20 protein-coding genes and 1 pseudogene are annotated in these 24,545 nt (G+C 42.1%); 9 read left to right on the forward strand and 12 right to left on the reverse strand.

Annotation, left to right across the window (positions count from 1 at the left end; genetic code table 11):
• The 3 genes and pseudogenes from V5G28_RS12695 to V5G28_RS12705 form a co-directional block, all read right to left on the reverse strand.
• Positions 1-189 (reverse strand): annotated as a pseudogene (locus V5G28_RS12695) (hypothetical protein); the annotation flags it as partial.
• Positions 190-1,791: 1,602 nt separating this feature from the next.
• On the reverse strand, positions 1,792-2,526 hold the full coding sequence (locus tag V5G28_RS12700; protein ID WP_332992116.1) for a TIGR04283 family arsenosugar biosynthesis glycosyltransferase: 735 nt from the start codon (positions 2,524-2,526) through the stop codon (positions 1,792-1,794).
• A 98-nt stretch (positions 2,527-2,624) separates the two neighbouring features.
• The gene (locus V5G28_RS12705) at positions 2,625-2,963 is read right to left on the reverse strand and encodes a carbon dioxide-concentrating mechanism protein CcmK (protein ID WP_073634867.1); all 339 of its coding nucleotides are present in this window, start codon (positions 2,961-2,963) and stop codon (positions 2,625-2,627) included.
• A gap of 1,254 nt (positions 2,964-4,217) precedes the next feature.
• Here V5G28_RS12705 and V5G28_RS12710 point away from each other — a divergent pair.
• From V5G28_RS12710 to V5G28_RS12730, 5 genes are all read left to right on the forward strand, one after another.
• The gene (locus V5G28_RS12710; RefSeq protein ID WP_332992120.1) at positions 4,218-5,402 is read left to right on the forward strand and encodes a glycosyltransferase family 2 protein; all 1,185 of its coding nucleotides are present in this window, start codon (positions 4,218-4,220) and stop codon (positions 5,400-5,402) included.
• 39 nt (positions 5,403-5,441) lie between these two features.
• Positions 5,442-7,229 carry an ABC transporter ATP-binding protein gene (locus V5G28_RS12715; RefSeq protein WP_336230508.1) on the forward strand — a complete coding sequence of 596 codons (1,788 nt, stop codon included), beginning with the start codon at positions 5,442-5,444 and terminating at the stop codon, positions 7,227-7,229.
• A 37-nt stretch (positions 7,230-7,266) separates the two neighbouring features.
• Positions 7,267-8,898: a glycosyltransferase gene (locus V5G28_RS12720; protein ID WP_332992125.1), complete on the forward strand. Its 1,632-nt coding sequence runs from the start codon at positions 7,267-7,269 to the stop codon at positions 8,896-8,898.
• Positions 8,895-9,956 carry a polysaccharide deacetylase family protein gene (locus V5G28_RS12725; protein ID WP_332992128.1) on the forward strand — a complete coding sequence of 354 codons (1,062 nt, stop codon included), beginning with the start codon at positions 8,895-8,897 and terminating at the stop codon, positions 9,954-9,956. Before V5G28_RS12720 ends, V5G28_RS12725 begins: the two co-directional genes overlap by 4 nt.
• Before the next feature lie 923 nt (positions 9,957-10,879).
• Positions 10,880-11,011, forward strand: coding sequence for a hypothetical protein (locus V5G28_RS12730; RefSeq protein ID WP_332992131.1), 132 nt, complete (start codon positions 10,880-10,882; stop codon positions 11,009-11,011).
• 225 nt (positions 11,012-11,236) lie between these two features.
• On the opposite strand, the gene V5G28_RS12735 is transcribed toward V5G28_RS12730, so the two are convergent.
• The 7 genes from V5G28_RS12735 to V5G28_RS12765 form a co-directional block, all read right to left on the reverse strand.
• Positions 11,237-12,463, reverse strand: coding sequence for a hypothetical protein (locus V5G28_RS12735; protein ID WP_332992134.1), 1,227 nt, complete (start codon positions 12,461-12,463; stop codon positions 11,237-11,239).
• Positions 12,464-13,294: 831 nt separating this feature from the next.
• A complete protein-coding gene (locus V5G28_RS12740) occupies positions 13,295-13,516 on the reverse strand; it encodes a hypothetical protein (RefSeq protein ID WP_332992137.1) in 222 nt (73 codons plus the stop codon).
• Positions 13,517-13,630: 114 nt separating this feature from the next.
• Positions 13,631-13,915: an ABC transporter permease gene (locus V5G28_RS12745; protein ID WP_332992139.1), complete on the reverse strand. Its 285-nt coding sequence runs from the start codon at positions 13,913-13,915 to the stop codon at positions 13,631-13,633.
• Between the two features lie 49 nt (positions 13,916-13,964).
• Positions 13,965-14,657 (reverse strand): hypothetical protein, encoded by a 693-nt coding sequence (locus V5G28_RS12750; RefSeq protein WP_332992142.1) that lies wholly within the window; start codon positions 14,655-14,657, stop codon positions 13,965-13,967.
• 162 nt (positions 14,658-14,819) lie between these two features.
• The gene (locus tag V5G28_RS12755) at positions 14,820-15,182 is read right to left on the reverse strand and encodes a glycosyltransferase family A protein (protein WP_332992144.1); all 363 of its coding nucleotides are present in this window, start codon (positions 15,180-15,182) and stop codon (positions 14,820-14,822) included.
• A gap of 107 nt (positions 15,183-15,289) precedes the next feature.
• Entirely contained in the window at positions 15,290-16,201 is a 912-nt protein-coding gene (locus V5G28_RS12760) for a transposase family protein (protein ID WP_336230512.1), read from the reverse strand.
• 530 nt (positions 16,202-16,731) lie between these two features.
• The gene (locus V5G28_RS12765) at positions 16,732-17,061 is read right to left on the reverse strand and encodes an ATP-binding protein (RefSeq protein ID WP_332992258.1); all 330 of its coding nucleotides are present in this window, start codon (positions 17,059-17,061) and stop codon (positions 16,732-16,734) included.
• 12 nt (positions 17,062-17,073) lie between these two features.
• Between V5G28_RS12765 and V5G28_RS12770 the strand changes: the two genes are divergently transcribed.
• The 3 genes from V5G28_RS12770 to V5G28_RS12780 all read left to right on the forward strand — a co-directional run bounded on the left by V5G28_RS12770 (position 17,074) and on the right by V5G28_RS12780 (position 19,579).
• Positions 17,074-17,595: a class I SAM-dependent methyltransferase gene (locus V5G28_RS12770; protein ID WP_336230513.1), complete on the forward strand. Its 522-nt coding sequence runs from the start codon at positions 17,074-17,076 to the stop codon at positions 17,593-17,595.
• Between the two features lie 26 nt (positions 17,596-17,621).
• Entirely contained in the window at positions 17,622-18,014 is a 393-nt protein-coding gene (locus V5G28_RS12775; protein ID WP_332992156.1) for a PIG-L deacetylase family protein, read from the forward strand.
• 248 nt (positions 18,015-18,262) lie between these two features.
• Positions 18,263-19,579: a DUF4910 domain-containing protein gene (locus V5G28_RS12780; RefSeq protein ID WP_332992158.1), complete on the forward strand. Its 1,317-nt coding sequence runs from the start codon at positions 18,263-18,265 to the stop codon at positions 19,577-19,579.
• 126 nt (positions 19,580-19,705) lie between these two features.
• On the opposite strand, the gene V5G28_RS12785 is transcribed toward V5G28_RS12780, so the two are convergent.
• Positions 19,706-21,406, reverse strand: a complete 1,701-nt coding sequence (locus V5G28_RS12785; protein ID WP_332992161.1) for a CARDB domain-containing protein — start codon at positions 21,404-21,406, stop codon at positions 19,706-19,708.
• Between the two features lie 121 nt (positions 21,407-21,527).
• The gene (locus V5G28_RS12790; protein WP_096563093.1) at positions 21,528-22,853 is read right to left on the reverse strand and encodes a calcium-binding protein; all 1,326 of its coding nucleotides are present in this window, start codon (positions 22,851-22,853) and stop codon (positions 21,528-21,530) included.
• A 1,074-nt stretch (positions 22,854-23,927) separates the two neighbouring features.
• Here V5G28_RS12790 and V5G28_RS12795 point away from each other — a divergent pair.
• A complete protein-coding gene (locus tag V5G28_RS12795; protein ID WP_332992166.1) occupies positions 23,928-24,488 on the forward strand; it encodes a helix-turn-helix domain-containing protein in 561 nt (186 codons plus the stop codon).
• Positions 24,489-24,545 lie beyond the last annotated feature (57 nt).

The raw sequence follows: 24,545 nt of genomic DNA on the forward strand, positions 1-24,545 counted from the left end.
TTTTGGGTTAAGTGTTTCATAGCGATCTAAATCACTTCCCAAAAGCCATTTGACTATACTTTGGCGATTGGCAACACTTTGTTCTGGACATTCCATAGCCAGCTGCTTTTGCCAATATTGCGCCAGTTTTTCCGCCGACAAAACCATAGTGAGATTGCGCTCCTCGAAGCCCTGTTTTAAAGTTTGCATCACAACCCCCTTTTATCCCTGTTTATTTTTTCACTAGCAGCTGCACCTGATTTGATGATGTCCATGATGACATTTGATGTGTTTCCACTTTTATTACGTTTTGGCTCACTAGATTTATGCAGGAAATTCTAAGTTTTGATGCATCCACACAATCAAAGAACTACAGAAAATTAATCTTTGTGAGCTATTCTCGCCACTCTCCCTAAATTTAAACTTTTGTAAACTAGGAGACGTTGTGTTAACGAGGTCAAAAGCGATTTCCCTTAAATTTACGGAGATGCTGGGTATTCTGGTCACAGGTTAGGAAAAACTAACATTTTGCACCTGATACCTGCTGGCTAATTTGATTCACCTGTTTAGACGTTGTTTTGCAAATGTATGTTTCACCCTCTAGAATTCCCTATCCGAAGTATACAGCATTGCAATTTTTGATACTAATACTTAAACGCTTACGTATATTTATGATCACTTGTCGCTGATAACTGGACTTTTGTCTTGACAAAAATTTCATGATATGCATTTTTCTTGACTCGATTTGCTGAAAGTCAGTTAAGCTTGGAAGCTAACCTTTGTGTATTCTTAAATAGATATAAGCAAAATCAACTTATGCACTTTTGGGATGTCTAAACGAAACAATGGCTACAAATCTCTCACAGACTCAAATCACGGTTCAGCCAACAAATATTGCGCCTTCAGTATCGTTTGACCAGACAACGACCGTGTAAAGTGCTTAAGTCTTAGGGGTCTACCATTTCGATGTTCAAACGCGGAGCAGATTTTCTTCTATAGGTTTTTATCCGCTTGTATCCGCATTGGAAATACTGGGTTGAAAGATTTACTAGTGCAGCACGGCAAAAATTGACTTATAAGGGTTTGTTGTCAGAATGAGTTTGCAAAGCACCACTTGTAGGAGTTTGGCAAATCCATCATCATAAAATCTCATGGTAAGTGTGGAAACTCAGTCACTTTTAGTGCTGAGAGGAAACACGACTCAAGCGACTTTAGTCGCAGTCAATATTTACCATTACCGCCTTGGGGCGTTGCCCTGAGCTTGTCGAAGGGTTACTCAATACCGTGTAGTATTGCAATCTACTTTCGTTCGGGCAATTACGAACTGACATTTTTCACCCTGTACGCATAACGGTTTTGCTCCGTAGAGCCTCCCTTTCGGGGTAATTGTAGCCACGAATGTTAACGGTCGGTAACTATATCAAGAACACGGGCTTAACCCAATAAACCTGTTTAATCCTTGATTTCTAGAGCTACAGACTGGCCAGAGCGTATCTGTAGGTAGGAACTTAAACACTTGCCGTTAACGTAGTCAGTTAAGACTTAGTCGGGTCAACTATGGTTTGAATGCTTAGGCGCTTAAGCCCAGTGTCTTCAGACCTGGGTTGTTGACATCAAACAAAATGGTATTGGTGAAAAATAAGAAAATGCAATAGACTTTATCATTTATTGATTTTTTTGTAAATGTAAAATATATGATTCCTCTTCACATTAGAAACAACAGTATACTATATTATTTTGAAAAAGCGACGAAAAATTTAGAAGTACCCATGAGGGTACTCTTATAATCTGCTGGATGTTGAAAAAGCTAGGTTAAGAGCGAACATCCTCATAAAACTGCTTCAGGTATTGTGGCGAAACGCCCAAACCCCAAAGAAAGCCAATATAAAGATATATGGCTGTGGCTTTCAGGAAACCCCAGTGTGCCACACGGCGATCGCTACTTAGGACAATGCGGTTCACCAGGTGAATTCGCCCCTGCTGCACCAGCTTCAGGCATAAGTCAGCCTCTTCCATGATTGGAAGATTGCTGTCAAAACCTCCAGATTTCCAAAAATCGGCACGGCGTGCAAAAATGACTTGATCCCCAAATAACAAGCGTAGTCCTTTAAAAAACAGGTGTGGGCGAAAAAGCAATGGCGCGTAATAACTTTTTACAAAGTTGTGCAGTGACACTCCCCAACGCGTGATTTGATCACCTGTCATTAAAGAAATAAAACCTCCAGCAGCAACAGTTTTGTCTACTAGTGTTTGTTCAATAATTGCCACAAGGTCATCTGGAACCAAGGTGTCTGCATGCAAAAAGCAGAGAATTTCTCCCGTTGCAACCTCCGCCCCTTGGTTCATTTGTGCAGCGCGTCCGCATTTTTTGGCAGCAATGACGGAAACTCGTGCTTTCTGGGCTATAGCGACAGTTTCGTCAGAACTGCCACCATCTATAACCAGCACCTCACGAGCAGGGGGTACCAGTATACTGAGATGGCGTAGTGTGCGTCCGAGACATTGAGCTTCATTGAGGGTGGGGATAATAATCGAGACACTAGACATAAATTAGTCACTAGTCATTAGTCATTAGTAAACATTAAAAAAAGTTGGTTATCATGTCCTTTTGACTGTGAACTACCGACTATTGACTAAACTACTAACTACCTGCGTACGATAGGATTTTCCACCGCTTGTCTGTACTCTTGCACTTGGTCTGTGTAACCGATAGGCAGAACGGCTTCGACGTTTTCGTGGGGACGAGGAATAATGACCCAAGATTCCAAGGTACCGCCATGAACTTGTTCTACTGCCGCAATACCAGCTTGCATGGCGGTTTTTACCTCAGATACATCTCCACGAATATTAACTGTAAAACGAGCGCTACCCACTCTTATATAACCTACGAGGGTGACTCGACCAGCTTTGACCATCGCATCTGCCGCTGCAAGCACGGCAGGAAATCCCTTTGTTTCTATCGATCCAACTGCCTGTAGTGACATTGCTTATCTCCTAAATAAATAATCAAGTAAGTAGATCGGGTAAGACAGGGATATCGCTCCCCCCTTCCCTATTAAATTTGAGGGTACAACTTTAAGAGCACTCGACTCAAGCAAGTCACTATGCTTACTGAAGAAGTAGCTTTATAGAAGGTGTCGCACCCATCGTAAGCGTATATTTTTTTTGATGGCAGTACAAGTAGCTCAATAAGTTGCTTCATAGTTGCTTGTGAATTGTCAGGACTCAAAGGCAGGTAAGAAATTAAGAAGAACGCAGAACACAGTAATCAGAATATCCCCATAAGGAGAATCCGGGGGATTTCATAAGGAAAGACTTTCTTTGTCTCTACAAGAAGAATCCGCTTTCTTGAGACCAAGACTCAGGTTGAGAACTCTTAATTCATGTAAGGGAGACCGCCTTGAATATTCTGACTCCGCGCGTTGCTACCCACATCTTCTTTTTTGGTCAAAGTATAAAAGCCTTCTAAGAAATGCTTTCCCATTCTTCCTGAGTTTATCAAATAAATAATATTGGCAATAGGTGTCGTTTTTGTCAAAAAATTTTACCTACGTAATTATCCGTATGTATCATGTTGTTAACTTAAGTTTAATCTTATCATCCTTGACAACCTAAATCATAAATTTTTAGACTAAATAAGTGTTTAATAAGTATATATTTATTAAAAGTAAAAAAAAATAAACCTAAAAAAATTGAAAATTGCAACTAGCACATCATCCGAAAGTTAAGTGCTGTGGCTGATATAATTTTGTGTTTTTACCTGCTTTGCACTAAGGTGATTTTCCTCTAATTAAAAGCAGTTATAAAAACTATAGCTAATATGAATTTCGCACTTGACTAATTTATTGATTTTGCTATTTATAGTGCGAAATTTTTGACAAATAACTGAGCGTAAGTTTTATTTTTGTTTGATATTATTAATGAAAAGATGCAATAACTAGATTTCTACTATTAGTAGGAGTCAATATCACTCGACAATAGTTCAGTAAAGTGGCAGAGCTTTGTCATTCAAATTCCTAACATAATTCTGGTATCAATGAGTGGAATTAAAGGGACAATTGAAGAGTTATTCTTAGGGGTTTGTGCTTGGTTGTTATAAGTTGAACACCACTTTCAGGTGTAAGTGGTGTGAGTGTTGCGGATTGATTAGTTTTGTCTGCTTAGTTGGCACGGTAGAGAGAAATTATCAGATTCATTGATTTGGCTCTATTGAAGTAATAGTAGTTGTTTCACTATTAATGCATATGATTTTTCATCATCCACTAGTTTCAGTCATTATTCCTGCATATAACGCAGAAAAATTTATTGCTGAAACACTAAATTCTGTGCTTTCTCAAACGTATAAAAATATTGAGGTATTAGTTGTTGATGATGGCTCCCAAGACCGAACTGCTGAAATTGTAGAATCTTTTGCCCAAAAAGACCACCGGATTATTTTTTTAAAACAAGTAAATGCTGGAGTGGCTGCTGCGCGGAATTTAGCCATTCAAAAGTCTAGTGGAGAATACATTGCACCGATAGATGCTGATGATATTTGGGATACTCTAAAAATAGAAAAACAACTGAAATTGATGTTGGAATCGGAATCATCAGTAGGGTTAGTTTATGCAAGATCAGTGTTTATCAATGAACACGGTTCAGTGATTGGTAAATACCACAAAGCTGATGATTTTTTCGAGAGTCAAATTGTAGAGGGAGAGGTTTACACAGCTTTGTTGTACTCCAACTTTATGGCAAATGCCAGTGTACCTTTGATCCGCCGTGCTTGTTTCGAGCGAGTTGGTTATTATAACTGCAAATTAAGAGAAAAGAATGCTCAAGGTTGTGAAGACTGGGATATGTACCTACGGATTGCTGAATTTTATCAGTTCCGAGTCGTGCCAGAGTTTTTAGTCGGATACCGTCAAGTAGTTGGAAGTATGTCTGCCAACTATTTGACAATGGCAAAGTCTTATGAACTAGTTTGGGCAGATGTCAAGCAACGACATCCAGAAATTCCCAATTATATTTATCAATGGTCTGCCAGTAATTTTTATATATTCTTGTCAAATAAAAGCTACACTTGCGGTAACAACTTAAGTTGTATCATATGGCTGCATAAAGCAATAACCAAAGATTCTATGCAGCTTCTCAATACGGGATTATATAGGGTATTGATTCCTTGTATTATAAAAATTTTCTTGAAACCAGTGACATCTTTAATCTGGAAAGACCATAAAGCTTGGTTGAATTTTAAGCAACAGTTTAAGCAGAAACAGCAAGGAATTAAAGTACTAGCAATTTCAGATATGAACGGGCAAATAAATATAGAAAGCCGACAAAGTAAGAAATTGTATGATACAGTTTTGCAGCACAGATGGTCTCAAGTCTTTCAGACTTGTCAGACTGTATTAACTCCAAAGACAACGATAAAACAAGCTTGAGGATTTCCTGCCAATATGTTTGCACCAGAGCAAAAGACAATGACAGAAGCAAAGGCAATGAAAAGTCTATTGCCACTGCTTCAACTGTATCCTTGGGCAATTCCAGCAACGATCGCTTTAGGAATTTTAGCCTCTTTGTCTGAAGGATTAGGAATTAGTTTATTTATACCTTTTCTCCAAAGTTTGCATACAACAAACTCGCAAGGGGGTAGTAACTTCTTAGTAGGTTTTTTGAATAGACTATTTATTAACGTTCCCCAGGACAATCGTCTAGTCATTATTCCGCTCTGTATTCTAGGATTAGTTTTCCTAAAAAATTGCCTTTCATATCTTAGCGGGCTTCTCAATTATTGGCTCTACTGGCATATCGGTCATCAGTTACTCTCGAGGGTTTTTCAGCAGTTTTTGAGCGTTAGTTACAGCTTTTTGGACTCTCATCAATCAGGTAAATTATTCAATACGCTAGATGTCGAGACTTGGCGAACCTGCGACGCTATATTTCTCATAGTTAATATTGCTATTAGTCTCTGTACAGTTTTTGTATTTGTGATTCTGCTTATGCTGACATCTTGGCAACTCAGTTTGTTAGTTGCTGTTGCCTTGGTGCTGATTTCATTGAGTATTCAACAAGTGACGCGCAAAGCAAAAAATTTGGGGAGACAGGCGGTAGAGGCAAATAATAAACTTGCCAACCGGGTGATGGAAGGGTTTTATGGTATGAGAGAGATTCGTGCCTTTGGTCATGAAGATTACGAACTACAGCGTTTTAAGCAGGCATCAACTCATCTACGTAGTATTTCTATAAAACTATCTAACTTCTATGCAATTACGGGTCCGCTGTCGGAATTTTTATCAGTTGCTTTATTAGTTTGTATTTTAATTATAGCTCTGCATTATCAATCTGATATTTCTACTTTATTAACATTTATTTTTATGCTTTATCGCCTCCAGCCAGTTGTGAGGCGGTTAGATAGTGATCGTGTTAATTTTCTTGGTTTATTAGGTGCTGTAGAGAATGTCATGTCCTTCTTGAACCGTTCTGATAAACAGTACATTGAATCAGGTGATATTCAGTTTCAAGGTTTACAGCGAGGAATCACTTTTGAGTCTGTTGATTTTCGCTACAACGCTTCAGAAAAACCTGCACTTGCAGATGTTTCGATTTATATTCCAAAAGGTAAAACAACTGCGATTGTTGGACCATCAGGTGGAGGTAAATCAACACTCATTCGCTTGATTTGCCGCTTTTATGACATTACAGAGGGAGAGATTTATGTTGACGCTCGCCCTCTAAAAAATTTGAATTTATCTTCTTGGCGTAGTCGAATTGCGATTGTTAGTCAAGATGTACACATATTTAGTACAACAGTAGGGGAAAACATAGCTTATGGTCGATTAGATGCTACAAAAGCCGAAATTATTGCTGCTGCTAAAAAAGCTAATGCTCATGAATTTATTAGTAAATTACCTGAAGGCTACGATACTGTAGTTGGCGATCGCGGAATTCGGCTCTCAGGAGGACAAAGGCAGCGTATCGCTTTAGCTCGTGCGATCGTTCGTGAACCAGAGATTTTGATTCTGGATGAAGCGACTAATGCTTTAGATAGTTTATCTGAAAATCTCATTCAGGAAGCTCTTAATTCCTTTAGTCAAAATCGTACAGTGATTGTGATTGCTCACCGTTTATCTACTATTGAGCAGGCAGACCAAATTATTGTAGTGCAAGAAGGACGGGTTATAGAACAAGGCAATCTCCAGTATTTACTCAAACTTAATGGATTATTTGCCAAGCTCTACAATCTGCAATCTGGTGGCGCTCAAGTTTAAATATTAAGACCTAATAAAATTAAAAAAATTGTAGAAAATGATGAAGAATCAGCCTCTAGTTTCTGTGATTACTCCCTTCTTAAATGCTGAAAAATTCATCCAAGAAGCAATAGAAAGTGTACTCGCTCAATCCTATGAAAATTGGGAACTATTGTTAGTAGATGACGGTTCAACTGATAAAAGTAGCGCGCTCGCCCAGCAGTATGCTTCCCTGTACCCACATAAAATATATTATTTCGAGCATGAGGCTCACCAAAATCGCGGCAAAAGTACTTCTCGCAACTTGGGGATCAGCAAAGCTCAAGGCGAGTACATTGCTCTTCTAGATGCTGATGACGTCTACTTACCACAAAAACTAGAACACCAGGTGGCAATTTTGTCATCTCAGCCTGAAACTGGTATGGTCTACGGACCTACTCAACATTGGCACAGTTGGACAGGTAAACAGGAAGATTACCAACGTGATAATATCAGACCACTTGGCGTTCAGCCGAATACTTTGTTTTATCCGCCAAGCTTGCTGACTCAGTATTTAAACATTGATGGGATCGTACCCTGTACCTGTGGGTTGCTGGCGCGAAAGAAAGTCATAGAAGCTGTAGGGGGATACGACGACACAATTCAGCATATGTTCGAGGATCAGGTGTTGCTGGCAAAAATTTGCCTACACGCACCCGTGTTTGTGGACGGGAACTGCTGGGATCGCTATCGCCAACACCCAGATTCTAGTTGTTCTCAGGCAATGCAAGCAGGAGAGTATCATTATTCAAAACCCAATCGACCACATCAGTTTTATTTGAACTGGCTGGAGAAGTACATAACTGCACAGGGAGTTAAAGACGCCGAACTTTGGAAGGGGCTGCACAAGGCTTCGTTCCCCTATCGCCATCCTGTGTTGTACTTCCTGTCGCGAGTCCAAAAGAAACTCAAGCAAATTGCACGCAAAAGATTACCCGGTTCCATCCACCGCTTTGTAGGAACGCGATTGCTTCGTGATAAATATATCCCCCCTACGGGAGATGTGGATTTTGGTAGTTTGCGGCGAGTTACGCCCATGAGTTACGTGTTTGGCTATGACAGAGGTCAGCCTGTTGACCGCTACTATATTGAAAACTTCCTGACGCTTTATCAAGATGATATTCGCGGGCGCGTGTTGGAAATTGGCGATGATGGCTATACAAGGCAGTTTGGTGGCGATCGCCTGACTCAAAGCGACGTCCTTCATGTCACAAAAGGCAACCCCAAGGCGACTATCATCGGGGATCTTACCGTTGGCGACAATATTCCATCAAATAGCTTTGATTGCTTTATTCTGACGCATACAATACAACTCATTTACGATGTCCGGGCAGCGCTTGCGACAGTCCACCGCATCCTCAAGCCTGGAGGAGTCGCCCTGGTGACAGTTCCCGGCATTAGTCACATTGGCGACTACCAATGGGCTGATTACTGGTGTTGGAGTTTTACTGCTTTATCAGTACAAAAGCTGTTCGAGGAGTTCTTTCCAAAAGAAAATATTGAGATTGAGACTCATGGAAATGTGCTAGTTGCTACTGCATTTCTTTATGGGCTGGCAACAGAAGAACTGAAGAGGGAAGAATTAGACTACCGCGATCGCAATTATCAAGTCACAATTACTATCAGGGCGGTCAAGCCACAGACACCATGAAAATACCAGGAGTAGGCAAACTGAAGCGAGTGGCTAAACGCGTGCGGGGGCGTTTCGCACCGGGAGGTCTGATTTTGATGTACCACCGCATTATTAAGCTGGAATCTGACCCTTGGTCAATCTGCGTCAGTCCCCGCAACTTTGCCCAACAGATGGAAGTGTTACGCAAGTTTGGCAAAGTTGTTTCGTTACAGCAATTAAACCAGACATTGCAACAGGGCAAAACTCCGCATTGGCAGATAGCTGTGACCTTTGATGATGGTTACACAGATAATCTGTATAATGCCAAACCTGTGTTAGAGCGTTACGACATTCCCGCCACCATGTTTCTCACCACTGGATATATGGAGCAAAAACGTGATTTGTGGTGGGATGAACTCTCTAGGTTGTTGCTAGAACCTGGGACTTTACCAGAAGTCCTGTGTTTAGAGATTAACGGGACTACCCATCGCTGGGAATTAGGTACAGCCGCCCATTACAGCGAGGAGCAATATCAGCAATATTGTTCTTGGAAAGCAATGGGGGAAGATAACCCCACCCCTCGCCATGCTCTTTACCGCACACTTTACTGGCTGCTATCGTCTTTGCTCCCAGAAGCACGACAAAACGTTATGGATGAACTACTGGCGTGGGCTGGTTCTGTCCCAATACTGCGCCCGAATCACCGCATTGTGAATTTAGAGGAAGTGTCTGCTTTAGCAAAGGGCGGATTGATTGAAATTGGTGCTCATTCTGTGACACACCCATTTTTATCTTTTCTACCTACCGCCAGACAGAGGGAAGAGATTCAAGAGAGCAAAACTCATCTTGAGGAGATTATAGGACAACCAGTGGTGAGTTTTGCATATCCCCACGGGAATTATTCAGAGGAAACAACAGCTTTAGTGCGGAAAGCCGGATTTACCAGTGCTTGCACGACTTATCCTCGTACTGTACGGCGGTGGGGTTGGGCAAGGAAGAGTGCCGGGAGCGATCGCTTTAAATTACCTCGCGTCGTTGTCGAGGATTGGGATGGAGAAGAGTTTGGCAAACAGTTGTTTGAGTGGAGAGCAAGCTGAATTAGGAATAATGTACGGAAAATTTCTATCAAGACATAGTGGGAGCGTGAGAACCCCTCTTATCATTACCTGAGTAACCCCACCCCGGTAAAGCTGCGCTTCACCTCCCCTCCCCGCAAGCGGGGAGGGGATTGAGGGGTGGGGTGCAGTTAACGTGGAAATCATAACTAATTAGCCGGACATGATATTACTGAGAGTCATTAACGAGTGTGAGCAAGATCTCGAACAAGGGGCGGTTGTGACAGTCGAACCAAGTCGAATTCGCGTCCGTCGGCTCCCGTTAGTAAATGAGGTATAACACTTTGTTCCACATACAGAAAGTTAGCTCGTTAACTTCATCGCCGTAAGTCCCCCACTATAACGGTAATCCGTTTAGTGGCGGGATATAAGGCGGGAGGCGACGAATCGCCCCTAAACGTCAACAACCGTAGGTTGTTCAGTACTAGGGGTGATGGAGGAGTCTCCACTCTCCAGGCTTGGTAACCTATCAACCCAATCTTCTATTAGTTGTGTCATTGTCTTTTCTTTTTTAGCCGCATACAGCTTCAGCTTATTGTATCGACGTTCAGACATCCTAAAACGCAAAGATTTTTCTTTCATTATGTGTACACAATGTGCCACATAAATGTTATCATAATGGTATCAGCTAACCACTGACCACTCGACACAAACGTACTAGAAACGCTAGGTGAACAGTGCGAACGTTGGGAACGGTCTTGAACCATGACAATTGGTATGGGGTTGCATTGAGAAAGATTGCGTATGCATGAAACCATCAATGCGTAAAACCAGTATGTAGGGTAGTACAGAACTTTGGTTCTTTGTACAACTCTCCGTGGGGCGTCAGGAGAGGATAAACTGCCTGTGGAGGTATCGTTCTCGGGGACAAGCATTCGCTCGTATTGTAAGTCTAGATGCGACCAATGAAGCAGGAAATTTCTGCGAGGCGACTTGTAGAAGCCCCCACCATAACGGTACTCCGTTTGGTGGTGGGAGAACGTCACGGTAATACGCTTGGTGATAAGACCAAAACCCTTATCAAAACGTCAATGTAGAGACGTTGCATCCGAAAGTTCTACACGTGTGCTCAAAACCTCACCCTCGCTTTTAGCATAGCTAAAATCTTTCCCTCTCCTTTATAAGGAGAGGGATGCCCGACAGAGCAGGGTGAGGTTCGGTGCGCGTACAAAAGGAATTTTGAGTCATTCGATGACTTGTGCGTACACCGTAGCCTTTTTAGGGGAGGGGAGATCAACCCTTATCTGAACCCGTATTGGCTTTTAATTTCCAATTGGTGGTGCTAAAGGTTGGCGTGGTGTACCGCCCCCACCAACGCTGTTCGATCCGTTGTTGTCCACAACCTTCACGGCACCAATGATTTTGGCGAAGTCAGCTTGGAGGGCTGCATCTCCATGAAGTTGATGCCCGGTGACTTGCTCGTACTCTTGCTCGGCGCTGCGCTCAAGGCAGAGGTAATTGTAGTCCCATCCGGAATCGTCAACAACGTAAGCACCATAATTTTGCATTGCTTCAAAGATTTTCTTGCCTGCTTTACTAGTCAGTCCGAGGCTTTGTGCTGTGACATTAGGCGGAATTGCTAGCAACGAACCCATAACCAGCGCCGGATTGGAGCCATGGTATTGGTTTGGTGCACCACCATCAGCCAGACGGGCAGGCCAGCGGCGACCGGGGGTTGACGATGAAGCATTGTAGTGCAACCATTTGCCCCAGATAACAATCTTGAGTGCATGACGAATAGGCTCGTCGTTGAACAACTCACCTTTGCGAATGCTACCGCCAATGCTCGACATTCCTGAGCCACCATGTCCACCGTCAATGCCATCGCCGTAAATATCCTGCTCTCCAAACCAAACGCCGTAAAGCGGGGCACCCTCTTGACAACGGGTGGTGACGTTATAAGACACCAAAGTTCTACCATCTGGCTTCAAAAACGCTGAGGAGTTGTTTGGAGTAAATCCTGGCTTTGCATCCTGAATGACAAGATCGTAAGGAACCTTCAACAATTGACCCGCTTCCGGATGCCATTGTGCTTGCTGCTGTGGGGTAGAGCCGGTGCAGCGACCTTCACCCCAGGCACCAGGCATATAAGTGGACACACCCGGATCGCTTTCCTTGCTTATGATGAACCAGTCGGTGTCAACTCCAACGCTCTTTGAGCCAATATAGGCATCAACATATTGGGCGTTTGATCCAATCGGCATATTCCAAATGCTGTCGCAGGCGAACGGCTGCGTGTACTTATCACGTGCTTGACCAGAACCGCATTTGCTAGTATCTGAACTGAATGTTGGAGTGCTAGCTTCAGCTATGAAAGTGGGAGTAGTAGGAGTTTGATGTGAAAGCCTTTTTGAGCTATTTGCTAGCTGCGAATCTGTTTGTTTACTCAGACTCAAGCTTGATTGATTTTTAATGCTAACGCCAATTACAGAAGCAGCATTGAGGGCATGGCTAATAGAACTCAAGGTACTAGGTTCAGAAATTATCATTTGCCTCTTCTCTCCTTATCAAGGTTGGCTAAAGCTCACATTTAATGAGTCTTCTTGCTCCAAGTTGGTAGAGGCAAAACCCTGAGAAACTGAAATTTTATTCCAAGGGATTTGACGCCCTGATCGGATTTGAGCTTACATAAACCCAGAGTGGAATTTAGCTTGCTTACGCAAGTAAGGGTTGCTCAAACTTTTCTAATGGTCATTTAATCAACGCAAACTTGTTAACAATATGTCAAAACCTATAAATATGTCAATCCGTAAGTTTTAGGATTGATATTTTATTGTCACTTAGTTATCTAATATCTTGCTCCTATCCGTAGAAACCATGAGAAAGCAAAAAGCCCCGAAATAAAGTTACATTTTTTCTGTTCCTTTTATCGAAAATAAGGCACTTTACGCTTAGTATTTAGTGCTTAAATAACATTCATAGGACTTACGCAAAAATCGCCAAAAAGCTTAATTTATCGAACCACCAAGCCTGCCCTCGAGCGAAGCGAAGGGACGCCAAGAACGCGCCCGAATTTGTAGACTATGCGTAAGTCCTAATTCATTTTTTCAGGTGCAAGATGCGAGCGCCTAACTAGCCGCGAAAATCGCCGCTAGCAATAAATGAAACATGCACCTGCATTCTTCACTTTCTAAAAGCCTTGCTATGTAAGCGTTATAAAATGTCCATCTTAGCAGGATATCCATAAAAATATCGCTAAACCACTGGTAGCGGTTTAAAAGTTACACGTAGTGATACTTTGCACATTTATGCACATTTATAAGTGTATAAGTAGATTTTTACAGAGTTTGCACGAAACTTCGGTATAACCCGTGTTGACATCAGATAACAGCTTCTCTAGCATTAGGCGAAGAAACGGTGTGGCTGGTAGTATAATCTGCTGCTTTGAAAAATGTAATAATATCTACTTTGCGCTTTTGAATTTCTGCACGCAGTTCTGGTGTCAGGATTCCTTCTGGGGCATTACAGCGAAGGCGATCGCCCTGAACAAAAATTTGAATATCTAAGCGGCGAAGATAAGATAAAAACTCAACTGTGTTCAAAATTACGCCCCTTCGCAACAGTTGTTAGTTGCTAGTTGTCAGTTGACCCAAGATGTTTGAACACACTAAGAACCCCATACAAATCATTCTCAAGGTTGAAAATATCAAACATTATTACTGTGAGCGTAGGGCTTGGACTGGGTCGATCTGGCTGGCTCGCAGGGCGGGAGGCAAACCAGCACCCACCCCCACCAGTAGCGCTGATCCCAACGCGAGCATTGCGATAGAAGTGTCAAACTCGTAGGGCAATTTAAAGGTATCAGTGACTACAACCGTCAATCCATGCACCACGCCAAGACCAACTGTTCCTCCTAGTACACTTAAAAGCGCAGCTTCCAGAATAAACTGCACTATAACCTGTTCGCCTGCATGCAAACCAGAGGTCACTTCTACGGTCACTAATCCCTCCAATCCTAAGTTAATGGTTCGTTTTTGTGCCTTATGTTGACTATCCTGAACCCAGACAAAGGGCTGGGGTCCAGAGCGTTGAATAGCTTCTGTATTCAAAAGGACTATGTTTTGCCGTTGTTCGATCGAACACAACAAGGCGACTGTTGTGCAAAATGCAGCGGAAATTTGAATTGAGATAATTTCTGAACTGAGAGTAGTAATCAAGCCACCAGAAGGCTGGCCAGCCAATGACCATAAAGCTTGCTCCGCAGTCGCGCATTCGTTCAAGTTCCCGGATGGCGGTTTCGTCATCAGATGGCGCTCCCCAGTACTGACCTTCATGTTCGAGGAAAGGAAGGGCATCGAATTCTGGAAAAATTTCTGCACCCCATTGATTTTCATCAACCAAAATAAAACGCTTCCCTGTAGGAATCACGGCTGCAATCTCCCGAATGGCAATTTCCAGCCGTTCTGACCAGTTCAGATTGAGTTTTGGTACAAGCTTATACGTAAATTCACTGCGGCGCATACTTATGTGCAACAGCCGCTCTGCCAGCCAGCGACGATAGGATGCATCTTCTGCACGCGGCGACTGTAGCAAATAAGCGATCGCATCAGTACGTTCTGCCATCACAGCAAGCGCTCCTGTTCCACTAAGAGAGTGAAAGCTAACCTGGGAATCCTGTTCAACGTGAAACCGGACTTGAGCCAACTGTTTGGCAATAAAAAAGAAATCGAATTGCGTCGCCATGCGCAAGTATAAGTTCAAGTCTAGCAAGTACTTTGAGTGCGTTATGTCGAATCCCCCAACCGCCCTGAGGGCAGAAGCGCGAAACATCACCGCACTGGTGCGCAAAATCCATTTCCGTCTATCAACAATTTGGTGGATGAACTCTAGACCGTCGATCAGCCCTTATGGCAAGTTGTCTGAAAATTCTGTGCCTTTGACCTGTAGTACAACACCGTTAGTGTCGATAAATTCAGCTTGGGCAGCCGATAGACCAGCATGAGGATGGTTGTCCAATCCTAAGACAGACTCGCGGATGAAGTTGGGCAGCAGTATGTCATCGTCCGATAAGATGCTCAGATAGGAGCTAGAATTTATCTCGATGGTTCGCTGCCAATTGCCAAATATTCCTATATTAGCATTATTGCGTACATAAGTGATTTTCTGTATCCTTGCCCGAAAGCGCAAGTTCGAGTTTCTGGGCACAGTAGCTTGGGAGTTCCAGCAGCGTCCGAAAATTTGCAAAGCGCTGTGCGTCCGGCTTTCCATCGCGTTAACATAAAGCCAGAGCCAATGTAAGAATCGGGGTTGGAAGTAGTTGCTGATAGCAACTATCCATGAAAATGTTGATAACTAGTTCATAGCTGACCTCAGATTCACAAAATTGATAAAAATGGCAACACTAATGCACCAATTCTTAACCTGACTAATCCACAAATAGTAAGAATTACTTGTTCATAAGCTCGGGACTGAAGTGGAAATCTTTGTTGAGCAACCCGGAATATTTTTACGAGTCTAATGACGTGTTCGATAAAAATACGCTTGCTGGAAAACTCTTTGTTTCGTGTCTTTTGTTCTTCGGTTAATTCTCCTTTACGTGGTTTCTTCTGAGGGGTGCTAATATTCTTTCCTCCTTGATATGCTTTATCCCCTTCAAACATTTGGTTGGTATCGAACTTTTCTTGTTGCTCTCGAAATAAGCTAACATCACTGGTCGGACCTTTTTCTCCTACTTCTACATCGACAATACCTTTGCCTTTTGGTAAGGTGACAAACTGGTTCTTAAATGTGTGCTGCCTCTTCTTACCTGAAAAATACTCTTTTTGCTCCTTCTGGTCTGAAGGTCTTTCCCGTGGCTGTTCCATGCTATCCACTATTAACTGAAATTCCGTCAATAGTTCTATAGCGATCGCATGCTCGCTATCATGTTCTTTAACTTGTTCGAGGAGACTCGCAGGTAAAATTTTACGTAATATCCTTAACCAATAATGAAACGTATCATTTGCCTCCGTTTTGGAAATGCCAAAATGTAGTCCTAAAACCTCAAATGTTGGCATTTGTCTCAAATCAAATAGGCTTAAACATATCTCCTCTATTATTTGTAGTTTTGGTTTACGCCCTCCCCCTTTCTGATTTCTACGTATTTTATTAGCTTCTATCTCTGCTTGGAGATGCTGATGATGCATTTCGGCTTGTCTCAACAAGTCTCGGAACTGGTCGTTGGTAATTCCCAGTATTTGCTTTGTGCGATGTGGTTTCTCTTGAATATAATGAAGTGGATTTTTCATTTTGGTAGACGGTCAAAATTCCGTTCTACCATTTTTTTTATACCCTGATAATATTCCGGACTGGTCTAATGGACTAGAGGTATTGCGATCGCTGCATTGTCAAATGTATGACGTGGTATTTATAGACCCGTCCTAAAACTTGTAACCCAGGATTTACAAGGCTTTGAGACCAATCCTTGCAGATTCTCTTTCAACGTAATAATTAGGGTTTGATACCGTTACTGATAGTTTAGACCAGAAAAATACAGTTTTACAATTCTAGGCGCTCGCTACTATTTTCTACTTTAATTCACAGCTAAAACCAAACTACCTATTCTCAGTCTCACCAACCCACAGACTGTTAAAATTATATCGTTGTAAACATCGCTGTGTTTAAGAATCGCTTTTGCTGTTAGCGAGCGCCATTGCTCGTAGCTAATCCCTAATACCTGCTTTGTACGTAGCGGATATTTTTCGATATAATCAGTCACTATACACATTTTAGTCTAAGTGGTAGATGTTACTTTTTCTCTTCTACCACTTTTTTGTGCCTAATTTATATTTCGGACGGGTCTATTGCCGACCGCATCGGCTCGGTACCCGAGCTTCTTCAAGATGAGCAGGGCAACCTGCTGGTTCACTTGATTGTCTTCAGCCAACAGAATCCGTAGGGGTAACTGTTCAGCTATTTGAGGTATCGCAACTCTTGACTCCACCTTAGGGGTATCCAGTTGGATGGGACTGGATTGGGCAATTAACGTGAAATAAAAGGAGGAGCCTTGACCCAGCGTACTCTCCACCCAGATCCGTCCTCCCATGATTTGGCTTAGCTGTTTACAGATGGCAAGACCCAGCTCCGTGCCTCCATAGCGACGGCTGATCGAAGAATCGACTTGGCTTACTTATTGCAATATTTTCTTGCCAAAGGAATTAATGTTCTGGGCATAGAACCAGCAGCTAATGTCGCTAAGGTAGCTATAAAAAAAGGCATTCCCACAGTTGTAAAGTTCTTTGGAAAAAACACAGCGAATGAATTAGCTGCTGATGGTACGCAAGCCGATTTATTAGTGGCTAATAATGTACTTGCTCACGTACCTGATATCAACGATTTTGTAGCAGGCGCTAAAATTTTACTCAAACCTCAAGGTGTCATTACTATGGAGTTTCCTCATTTAATGCGACTGATGGAGGGGAACCAGTTTGACACCATTTATCACGAACACTTTTCTTACTTGTCGTTGCTCACAGTAGAGAAACTTTTTGCAGAGCACGGTTTAACAATCTTTGATGTAGAAGAACTGTCAACTCATGGTGGTTCTCTAAGAATTTATGCAAGACAAGCAGAAGATACTTCTAAACCTATTAGTCAGCAGGTAAAGGAACTAAGAGCAAGGGGAAGAAGCTGCTGGATTTAGCAATCTAAAACATTATTTTTCCTTTGGTGAAAATTGGAATTGAAATTAAAGAATTTTTTGAGCAATTGAAGCAAGATTATAATCCCGATTTAATTTTTACTCATTCTCGTCACGATTTGCATCAAGACCATCGCTTAATTTATGATTTTACTTGGAATACATTTAGGAATCATTTAATTCTAGAGTATGAAATACCTAAATATGATGGAGATTTAGGAAACCCTAATTTCTTTGTGCATTTAGACGAGGAAACTTGTCAAGACAAAATTAAGAATATTATTGATAGCTTTCCCTCGCAAAAAGGCAAACAATGGTTTACACAAGAAACATTTTTATCAATTCTAAGACTGCGAGGAATTGAATCCAATGCACCCAATAAGTATGCTGAAGCTTTTTATTGCCGCAAAGTCGTTTTTTAGCTCGACTACTAAACTAGCAAGATGATGAGATGACAGCGCTTATTCTTATGATTATACTACAAATCGTAGGGTGGGCATTGCTCATAAAAGTTTCTGTGATGAACATTTGAAATATTCTGGGGCAATGCCCACCCTATAGAAAACTTTGCGTCTAGAGCGTAGAGCGCGAGCCTAAATTAATCTAATTCCTGAATTTGCAGACAGAACCTTGATTCAGCAATTAACTATTATCATAAAAGGTGAAAAACGTGAATCTTACTGATATTAAAGAGAGGCTTAACGCAAATGAAGTTAGCCAAGAAATGTACCAGTTTATATCACAATTGTATCCTATTTGCCGCTCTATTACTGGCAATGGTTTTCGAGAAACGCTGCATTGGATTAAAAAACATATTGAATTAACTCAGCATGAAGTTCCAACTGGTACTCAAGTCTTTGATTGGACAGTGCCTAAAGAGTGGAATATCAAAGATGCGTATGTAAAAAATTCCAAAGGAGAAAGAATTATAGATTTTAATAAATCAAACTTGCATGTTGTCAATTACAGCGTGCCCGTTAAGCAAAAGATACATTTAAAGGAATTAAAGAAACATTTGTTTACACTAAGCGATCGCCCTGATTGGATTCCTTATCGGACTTCATATTACAAAGAAAGCTGGGGCTTTTGTCTGAGTCACAAACAATTCTTGGAACTACAGGACGAAGAGTATGAGGTGTGCATCGATTCTTCCCTGGAGGACGGTCATCTAACGTATGGCGAGTATTACCTTAAAGGAGAGAAACCAGACGAAGTCCTCATATCATGCCATGCCTGTCATCCATCACTTTGTAATGATAATCTCTCTGGTATAGCGATCGCAACATTCCTGGCAAAATATTTGAGTCAAATAAATCTTTCGTACTCTTATCGATTTATCTTCATTCCTGGAACTATCGGTTCCATCACTTGGCTTTCTTTAAATGAAAATCAGGTTCACAAGATTAAACACGGTTTAGTTTTAACTTGTCTAGGCGATCCGGGGAAGTCTACTTATAAAAAAAGCCGTCGAGGTGATGCCGAAATCGACAAAGCCGTGACTCATGTCTTAAAGCATTCTGGTAAAGATTCTGAAATCATAGATTTCTTTCCTTATGGCTATGACGAACGGCAGTTTTGTTCACCAGGATTTAACTTACCTGTGGGTTGTTTCATGAGAACACCGCACAGTTGTTATCCAGAATATCATACATCTGCAGACAATTTGGATCTGGTACAAACCGAGTACCTTGCCGATTCATTCTCCAAGTGTTTGTCAGTTCTGCATATACTAGAAAACAACAAAAAATATCTAAACCAAAATCCAAAATGTGAGCCGCAGTTGGGTAAAAGGGGTCTATACGGCGCAATCGGTGGACAGACGGATACAAAAATGAGAGAAATGGCAATGTTGTGGGTTCTGAATTTGTCTAACGGGAACTATACTTTGCTGGATATTGCAGATAGATCCGGTATGAGTTTTGATTCTATCAATCAGGCAGCAGATGCGCTGCTGAAACATGATTTATTACAAGAGAAACCTGAGTAGTCTTTGAGTGCTAGTGTTGTGGAGTTAGTTGTAGAGACGCGCCATGGCGCGTCTCTACATTAGTTGTTGGTTATTCCACTAACCACTAACCACTCTCTACTAACCACTAACCAGTTCTGGGTATCACTAAATCAAAAAGTTATTAGACACGAAGTTGCCCACATTTGTGCCTACTTGCACCCCATCTACAGCGGCTGTGTCAATATGGATTCCACCGTAAATCCGGCTATCGGCATCTTCCCGGGCGAACTGCGTAAAGCTGCCGTATGAGCGATAAACACCAGGTAATTCCTGTGAAGGAATGTCAAAACTGATGTTGTCCGTGCCGTAGAATTTTCTGAGAACTTCGGCTGTTGCACCAGCAAATACGGAATGCCCTGATATGTAGTCAGGGAAGTTCGGCGTCGTTAGCAGTGGGTTCCAATTTGGATCGGCAATCGTGTCTGGATTGTTGTCCTGAGCGGCATTCTGGATTGCAGTAATTGGGCGCAATTCCTCGTAGGTGTACTTGGCATCCCACGCAGCAATGCCCGCATCAGCTTGAGCAATGCTATGCAGCGCAAACAAACGGGCGTTCTGTTCTAGCGTATTGCCCTTAGCTAATGCTACTTCTTCCACAGCCTCGAGCAACTGACCGGGTGGTCTGAAGGTGTCAGGGCGATCGTAAGCCCAGAATTGAGCGATTTCCGTCTGGTCTGCGTTGCGGACAGTGCTATTATCTTGACCAAGCGACTTGACTTGGTTAAAATCTCTCGCGTACCGAGGGCTAGCATACTCAGGGATAGTATCCGGGCGGAACTGGTTACCACTCGATAGACCAAAGGGAGTAACATTGCCCCACTGCGGCAATAATGCTGGCAAATTCTTGGGGGGAGTTGGCTGCCAATCGCCAAAGCCCTTTCCTGGTGTGTAGGGCACTTGAGCAGTAGCTGCACCATCATTTACCCGGTTAGCCAGTATTTCCTGGGCAACCTTTCCTCCTATAGCAATGCCCTTGGTTTTAGCATCGCCATTAGGGATTGCTGCGAGAGACCTGTTGAGTTGTTCGTCAAATGTGGCTTTTAATGTGTTTATTGTGTCTGAGCGTAGTCTATTTCCCTGTGGGTCTGGTGGGGAATATCGTGGGTCTGTGAACACAGCGACTAGTGTATCGTGTGCTGCTTGAACTGCCGCAGCTTCTTTCGACGCGCCAAGAGCTTCAGATGCGCTGATATCGTTCACTAGGTAAGGCTTGTGCGTCCGGTCAATTGCGTTGACGGCATCATAAATTGCCGTGTTCATTATCGCCAGATCGCGTGTTTGTAGTGGAGGTGATGTACCAATATCACCGTTTTTACCCGTAGTCTGTACAGCATTTAAGAAAACAGAATTCCATTGGATAACAGCGTCACCTTCAGTAATTAACTGGTTGGCTGTGTTGTTGGCTGTATTACTATCAATAACATTGTTACCCGGCTCCAGCTGTGCAAACAGATAATACAGTCCTGGGGACACAACACTCGCAGTACGGAAATCAGATCCAGCAAAGTCCACACTCAAGGTTTGGGACTGACCCGGCGCTAAGTTAACTGTTTGACTATTCAAACTACCCAGTAACTCATCTGTGCCTTCGAGGCGATCGCTTGCACCTCTTGTTGGACCAAGGGTATTTAGAATATTCGTGTCAAGGATGTTGTCGGTTGATGCATAAAGTTTAAGGTTTACAGGTCCGTTGAACTGTGCATCGCCCTGATTCTTAACAACAATGTTTAGTTTGCCTTGTTCTTGGGGAAAGATTGTGGGGTTTTGCAGTATGTCACCAAATTGAACTGCAATATCTGAAGCCATAAAGTTTTAATCCTTTCCTATGCAAGTAGGATTGAGCATGGTTTCCCAGCATGCTTGCGCTCAACCGAAAAGAAGCACAAAAGCTGAGATTTTGGTTTAGTACCTAAGTTAGAATTTCCAATCAAACGAAAGTGAATTGGTTGGTATTGGAAAGGCTGAGATTTTGCTGCGAAATTCCCTCGACAATACCAATAAGTTCATTCACATTTTGACCTTGGCTATAAAATATCCCTGTACCAGATACTGAGCTAACAGGAGATGCACCCAATGAATACCAGCTCTGTTCACCTGCCAGCTGGATTTTATCTACACCACGGTTAAAACTGTCGTTAACGAAGCCAAAGTCTTTAATCAGAGCGTAGTCTCGAACGCCATTGGCGAAAACATTGCCATCATCGTATAAAACGACATCCTGTACAACGGTATCATTACCGTTTGCATCCCTGGCATTTGCTTGTGCAAGTCCAAGGACGAATGTGTCGTTACCTTTCCCACCGGTTAAGGTATCAATCTCGCCTAAGCCAAATCCTAGTTGCCGTTGACCATAGAAGGCAGTGTCAGTACCAATCAATGTATCGTTACCGTCGCCGCCATCAAGGGTGTCGTTACCTTGTCCACCAACAACTAAATCTTTTCCAGCATTACCAAACAGGCTATCATTTCCCCGACCACCATAAATGCTGTCGTTGCCAGTCCCACCATAGATTGTGTCGTCACCGCTAACGCCGGAATTGTTCTCTATGTCATCACCGTAGAGTATGTCGTTGCCAGCCTCACCATAGATTAAGTCGATTCCTTTCCCACCCTCAATATAGTCATTCCCAGAACCACCAAAGATTTGGTCGTCACGGTCTTGACCAAAGATTTGGTCGTCTCCCTCATTACCATAGAGGATATCATTGCCACTTGCAATCAAGTCTAAATTTCCACTAGGATTAGAGTCCCCATAGATGATGTCAGCCCCAGCACCGCCACTGACGGTGTCACTTCCGCTTCCTCCGCTGATAGTGTCATTTCCATCTAGACCATAGACTGTATCATCGCCACCCAAAGCGGCAATGATATCTTTACCATTAGTGCCATAGATTGTTTCGCCGTTGGGAGTGCCTTGAATTTGATTAAAACCAGAAGAACCAGAAGTTGTGGATCTTCTATCATCAGTTGTGGAAGGTAGTTCAACTGCTGGTTGTCTGTCTACTGGTGTTTTGGATGTGCCTGATTCTAATGTATTTAGTACATCTATAGCAGATTGCTGCTCTGAAGTGAGTTGCGGTCTAGTTGGACTTGTTGTTGTTGATAGGTTGAAAACGGTTGCTTCTGGTTGTTCGAGTTCTTGAAGTGCTGTTCCTGCTGTTGATGGCTCGAATAAGTTTGTTTCTTTTTGGATTTCTTGCAATTCTGTTGATTCAACGTTGTTAAGTGCCGCGTCGCTAAGTGTTATGGCCATTGTTTTTACCTGGTTCCTTCAATAACTAATGCGAACAAACTCAACTGACTACTGGTAGTTCAGCTTCCAGCAGTAAGTTGAGAGAATTGAGAGGGTGGCATTGCAAAAACTTTTTGAGAACAAAAGAGTTGGAAGGTGCAATCTATTTCTGCAGCCATTTTAAAGAGTTAGGCAATGCATTTGACTTGCCCCTCAAAATCTCATTTGTTAACTTCCTGGATTTCTCCTTTGCGAATTATCTATATCGCATGGTAGATGTCGTCAAGCTTGATTGATACCACTGTTGATTCTCATGAATTTTGACTTCAATTTGAGAATCTTCATTAAGCAACTAAATTAGTTATTCAGCATTTCAAATGCTGAATAAATAGCTCAGAATATGCACGCACCCCTAAAAAATGGTCATCTAGCTATTTCTAGTTTCATCCAAAGATTTAGATAGAGATTAAACTGAGTTATTCAATCTACTTGATTTATATATTATGAGGGCAAAATAAGCACGTCAATAGTTTCAGTAAAGTTAATGAAACAAAACTAAAGTAGTAATGTTCAAATTTTTTTAGCTTTGAAATATGACTGAGACAAACAGTTTTATATTATAGGAAAGCTTTTTCAAGCTTCATTCGCTACAAAAAAAACAAAAAAGAGTAGAATAGAAAATTTTACTCTCTAAATATAAAAAAATATAAAATCCTCCTTAAGGAGGAATGCAATCGTCGCAGCATGACCAACTAGAGTCGCCCTTTATGACCATTACCCAAATTTTAATTTTTGTAACAAGCGGCATAATTCTAGGCTTAGATTCTGAGAAGTAAATAGAAGTTTTCATCTTGGCAATAAAACCCAAATGTTCAATTTTTACCCAAGGAGCATACTTGAGAATCTCAAGCTTAAGGATGCTTTAGCTGAGGTAATAAGGGCTATCAGTGAGATATGAAAACTAATTGGAAGCATCTACTGTTTAGTAAATATATCTGGTGGATAATCCGAAATGCTGCGACTTTAGTTTGTAGTTTGATGTGTTCCTGCACGCATTGAGATGTACCCAACTAATGAGGCTGTTCTACTTAAGTTATGCAAGAGGGAATTGCAGTGGAAAATCAAGGTCATTACTTAACAGCTTTTGAGCGCAAGCTTCTGCACAAGAGTCTAAAAGCCGATTTACGTCCGGAATATCGCCGTCGTATTGAAATCATGTTGCTTGCAGATGCGGGTCAATCTCAAGCACAAATCTGTGAAGCGCTCTTGTGCGCTCAAGAGACTGCACGATACTGGATTACTATGGCACAGACAGGTCAGGCTCACAAGTGGGATGAACGCCCGATGGGACGCCCCAAGGCAATTAATCAGCAATATCTTGAGCGCTTGAAAGAACTGGCAAGCCATAGCCCGCGTGACTATGGCTATGCATTTGAACGCTGGACAGCGCAATGGTTAGGGAAACATCTCGCGCAAGAATTGGGAATTAAGGTTAGCAATTACCACATTACCCGTCTACTTAAGTCAATGGGGCTTTCTACTCGACGAACAAGCAAGACTGTAGAGAAAGAAATAAAGGACGCCAAGGATTGCAGCATTACTATTACTATTAGCAGTCTGCTATTGCCTTTAAGCCTGTTTTTCTGTGGTAACTGAATTCGATCAAGACCAATAGCTATTTCTTTAAGTATTGCTTTTGATAAATTCAGTACA

The sequence above is a fragment of the Scytonema sp. PRP1 genome (genome assembly GCF_036697665.2).
Lineage (GTDB): Bacteria > Cyanobacteriota > Cyanobacteriia > Cyanobacteriales > Nostocaceae > Kalymmatonema > Kalymmatonema gypsitolerans.

Excerpts from the sequence above, each read along its gene's own strand:
- V5G28_RS12700 (WP_332992116.1), bottom strand. The coding sequence starts at position 2,526 with ATGTCTAGTGTCTCGATTATTATCCCCACCCTCAATGAAGCTCAATGT.
- V5G28_RS12705 (WP_073634867.1), bottom strand. The coding sequence starts at position 2,963 with ATGTCACTACAGGCAGTTGGATCGATAGAAACAAAGGGATTTCCTGCC.
- V5G28_RS12710 (WP_332992120.1), top strand. The coding sequence starts at position 4,218 with ATGCATATGATTTTTCATCATCCACTAGTTTCAGTCATTATTCCTGCA.
- V5G28_RS12715 (WP_336230508.1), top strand. The coding sequence starts at position 5,442 with ATGACAGAAGCAAAGGCAATGAAAAGTCTATTGCCACTGCTTCAACTG.
- V5G28_RS12720 (WP_332992125.1), top strand. The coding sequence starts at position 7,267 with ATGATGAAGAATCAGCCTCTAGTTTCTGTGATTACTCCCTTCTTAAAT.
- V5G28_RS12725 (WP_332992128.1), top strand. The coding sequence starts at position 8,895 with ATGAAAATACCAGGAGTAGGCAAACTGAAGCGAGTGGCTAAACGCGTG.
- V5G28_RS12730 (WP_332992131.1), top strand. The coding sequence starts at position 10,880 with ATGAAGCAGGAAATTTCTGCGAGGCGACTTGTAGAAGCCCCCACCATA.
- V5G28_RS12735 (WP_332992134.1), bottom strand. The coding sequence starts at position 12,463 with ATGATAATTTCTGAACCTAGTACCTTGAGTTCTATTAGCCATGCCCTC.
- V5G28_RS12750 (WP_332992142.1), bottom strand. The coding sequence starts at position 14,657 with ATGGCGACGCAATTCGATTTCTTTTTTATTGCCAAACAGTTGGCTCAA.
- V5G28_RS12755 (WP_332992144.1), bottom strand. The coding sequence starts at position 15,182 with ATGGAAAGCCGGACGCACAGCGCTTTGCAAATTTTCGGACGCTGCTGG.
- V5G28_RS12760 (WP_336230512.1), bottom strand. The coding sequence starts at position 16,201 with ATGAAAAATCCACTTCATTATATTCAAGAGAAACCACATCGCACAAAG.
- V5G28_RS12785 (WP_332992161.1), bottom strand. The coding sequence starts at position 21,406 with ATGGCTTCAGATATTGCAGTTCAATTTGGTGACATACTGCAAAACCCC.
- V5G28_RS12790 (WP_096563093.1), bottom strand. The coding sequence starts at position 22,853 with ATGGCCATAACACTTAGCGACGCGGCACTTAACAACGTTGAATCAACA.
- V5G28_RS12795 (WP_332992166.1), top strand. The coding sequence starts at position 23,928 with ATGCAAGAGGGAATTGCAGTGGAAAATCAAGGTCATTACTTAACAGCT.